The organism is Saccharomonospora halophila 8 (assembly GCF_000383775.1).
GTDB lineage: Bacteria > Actinomycetota > Actinomycetes > Mycobacteriales > Pseudonocardiaceae > Saccharomonospora > Saccharomonospora halophila.
On record NZ_KB912502.1, the window covers coordinates 16,499 to 19,377 of the forward strand.

3 protein-coding genes are annotated in these 2,879 nt (G+C 72.8%); all 3 read right to left on the reverse strand.

Features of this window, described 5'->3' with window-relative positions; all coding sequences use genetic code 11:
• Window positions 1–258: 258 nt before the first annotated feature.
• From SACHA_RS0105215 to SACHA_RS0105225, 3 genes are read right to left on the reverse strand one after another with little or no spacing between them, the layout of a single operon-like run.
• Window positions 259–657, reverse strand: coding sequence for an ankyrin repeat domain-containing protein (locus SACHA_RS0105215; RefSeq protein WP_019807723.1), 399 nt, complete (start codon window positions 655–657; stop codon window positions 259–261).
• 26 nt (window positions 658–683) lie between these two features.
• Window positions 684–1,703 (reverse strand): LLM class F420-dependent oxidoreductase, encoded by a 1,020-nt coding sequence (locus SACHA_RS0105220; protein WP_019807725.1) that lies wholly within the window; start codon window positions 1,701–1,703, stop codon window positions 684–686.
• Between the two features lie 45 nt (window positions 1,704–1,748).
• The gene (locus SACHA_RS0105225) at window positions 1,749–2,684 is read right to left on the reverse strand and encodes an oxygenase MpaB family protein (RefSeq protein WP_019807727.1); all 936 of its coding nucleotides are present in this window, start codon (window positions 2,682–2,684) and stop codon (window positions 1,749–1,751) included.
• Between the last annotated feature and the right edge of the window lie 195 nt (window positions 2,685–2,879).

Below are 2,879 nucleotides of genomic sequence, written 5' to 3' on the forward strand. Positions count from 1 at the left end.
CGGGGCAGCCGCCGCTGCGCGACGGTGCCGCCGCCGACCACGACCACCCGGCGCCCGGCGAGATCGAGTCCGGTGAGGTAGTGCTGCTCCACGCTCACGCCGACCACCCCGCGCCGGGACGCGACGGCCGGACGGGCCGGGACAGCACGGTGACGGGGCCGGTGGCGGCCGGGAACCCCGCGGGGTCCGGGAGCACGGTGCGCGTGAGCATGGTGCCCAGGATGCCGTAGCGCGTGCGGCCCGTCCCGCAGGGTGGACTCAGGTTCCGAGCAGGGCGAGCATGTCGGCGTTGCCGAACATCCGGGCGGTCTCCACGGCCGACGGGCTCCCCGCCGACGTGTCCGCACCGCCGTCGAGCAGGGCTTTCACCACGTCGGGCTCGTTTCTGAACACCGCGCCGGCGAGCGGGCTCTGCCCGCGGTCGTTGCGCCGGTCCGGGTCGGCCCCACGGCGGAGCAGGGCCCGCACGGTCCCGGCGTGCCCGTGGTACGCGGCCAACATCACAAGGCTGTCGCCCTTGTCGTTGGTCAGATCGACCGAGATCCCCGCGTCCACGTAGGCGGTCAGGGTCTCGGTTCGTCCGTGCCGGGCCATGTCGAACACCCGCGCCCACAGGTCCAGCAGTTCCGGGTCCGGCTCCCGCGGCGTCCCACTCATCCCGTCAGCCTGCCACGGCGGGCCGGTCAGGACAGCACGTCCGCGACGCGGCGCAGGGTCGCCGCGTCCCCCCGGACGAGCAGCGTGGTCACCACGGACTCCTCCCAGGCGGCGAGTTCGTCCCGGATCTTCGCGGGCGGACCGATCAGTGAGGTGTCCTCGACCAGTCGCGTGGGGATCGCGGCGGTGGCCTCGTCCTTGCGGCCCGCGAGGTAGAGCTCCTGCACCCGGTCGGCCACGTCCTCGTAGCCCATCCGGGCGAACACGTCGCGGTGGAAGTTGACGTTCCGGGCTCCCATACCCCCGATGTAGAGGGCCAGCGACGGCTTGATCAGATCGGCCGCGGCCGCCACGTCGTCGTGCACGATCACCGGCACGGACGCGGCCACCTCGAACGACGCGGGCGGCTGCGCCCGCCGGGCGAAGCCCTCGTCGAGGGCGGCACGGTAGAAGCCGTCACTGCGCGGGGAGAAGAACAACGGCAGCCAGCCGTCGCCGATCTCGGCGGACAGCGCGACGTTCTTCGGCCCCTCGGCGGCCAGGTAGATCGGGAGGTGCTCGCGCAGCGGGTGGACGGTGGGCTTGAGCGGCTTGCCCAGCCCGGTGCCGGAGTCCAGCGGAAGCCGGTAGTGGGCACCGTCGTGGGTGACGGGTTCGGCGCGCGCGACGACCTTGCGGATGATGTCGACGTACTCCCGGGTGCGCGCCAGCGGCTTCGGGTACGGCATGCCGTACCAGCCCTCGACCACCTGCGGACCGGAGGCGCCGAGGCCGAGGACGAACCGGCCGCCGCTGAGGTGGTCGAGCGTCATCGCCGCCATCGCGGTGGCCGTCGGGGTCCGCGCGGACATCTGCACGATGTTCGTGCCGAGGGTGACCCGCGAGGTGGCCGACCCCCACCACGCGAGCGGGGTCAGCGCGTCCGACCCGTACCCCTCGGCGGTCCAGACCGAGTCGAAGCCGAGCTCCTCGGCGGTGCGGATCGTCTCCGCCGCGTGCGCGGGCGGGCCGGACGACCAGTAGCCGAGGTGGTAGCCGAGTTTCACGGGCCGCGGTCTCCCTTCGGGTGGACGCTCGCCGGGGCCGGCCGATCAGACCGCGGGCGAGTAGTGCGTGGGTTTGTCGCGTTCCTCCGGTGGCGGCAGGTTCCGCGCCGGGGTCTCCACCGGTGCCGACTCGATCGGGTCCCGGCCCAGTGCCCGCCGCCAGCCCGCCCGGGCGCGGGGATGGTACCGGCGTTCGAACGGCACGAGCCGGAACGCGGCGTTGATCGCGCGGCCGAGCAGCCGGTGCCACCGCTCGTCGCGGGCGGTCCACCGGTAGCCGAGGAGCTCGCGCACCGGCGGGTCGTACATCCCGACGGTCAGCCACACGAAGCCGGACATCAGCGGCCTGCGCACCAGGCGCCACAGCGGGCCGGGCAGCCGTCGCAGGAACGGCGGCCGGGCGATGTCGGCGACGTCGAGCACGTCCCGGGTGGCCTTGTTGTCCTCCAGCACCTCGGTGCACATCCGGTGCCAGTACCGCTGGAACTCCTCCCAGCTGTCCGGCACCGGCCGCATGCTCACGCCGTACATCCGGTACCACCGCACGTGCTCGTCGAACAGGGTGCGCCGCTGGTCCTCGGTGAGTCCGCCCATGAAATGCTCGGCGATACGCAGGGTGCTGACGAAGAAGGTGGCGTGGGCCCAGTAGAAGGTGTCCGGATCGAGGGCGTGATAGCGGCGCCCGTGGGCGTCGACGCCGGAGACCGTGTCGTGGTAGCCACGGACCCGCCGCGCCGTCTCCCGGGCGCGGGGGCCGTCGTAGACGACCCCGCCGATCGGGTAGAGCGAGCGCAGCAGGCGCTGCCACCGCTCGGCGAAGAAGCGCGAGTGCTGCTCCACCCCCGCGCCGAGGCCGGGATGCATGTTCTGCATGGACCCCGCCCACAGGGCGATCAGCAACCCGCGCCAGTCACCGAAGTAACGCCAGGTCAGCGAGTCGGGTCCGAGCGGCTCGACGTCGTCACGGTCGGCGTGTGGCATGGGACCCAGCGTAGAACTGACAACAGACGTAGTCAATTGTGGCGCAGACATGGGACGGGCTGATGACGGACTCGGCGAACTCGGAACGGGGGAACCCGGAACGGACGTGGGCGGGCACGACGCTGGCCGACCGGCGGGCCGCCCGGCGGCGGCAACTGCTCGACGCCGGGCTCGACCTGCTCGGCGGCACACCCG

What these genes read in the sequence shown, in the direction of transcription:
- SACHA_RS0105215 (WP_019807723.1), bottom strand. Translation starts at nt 657, where the DNA reads ATGAGTGGGACGCCGCGGGAGCCGGACCCGGAACTGCTGGACCTGTGG.
- SACHA_RS0105225 (WP_019807727.1), bottom strand. Translation starts at nt 2,684, where the DNA reads ATGCCACACGCCGACCGTGACGACGTCGAGCCGCTCGGACCCGACTCG.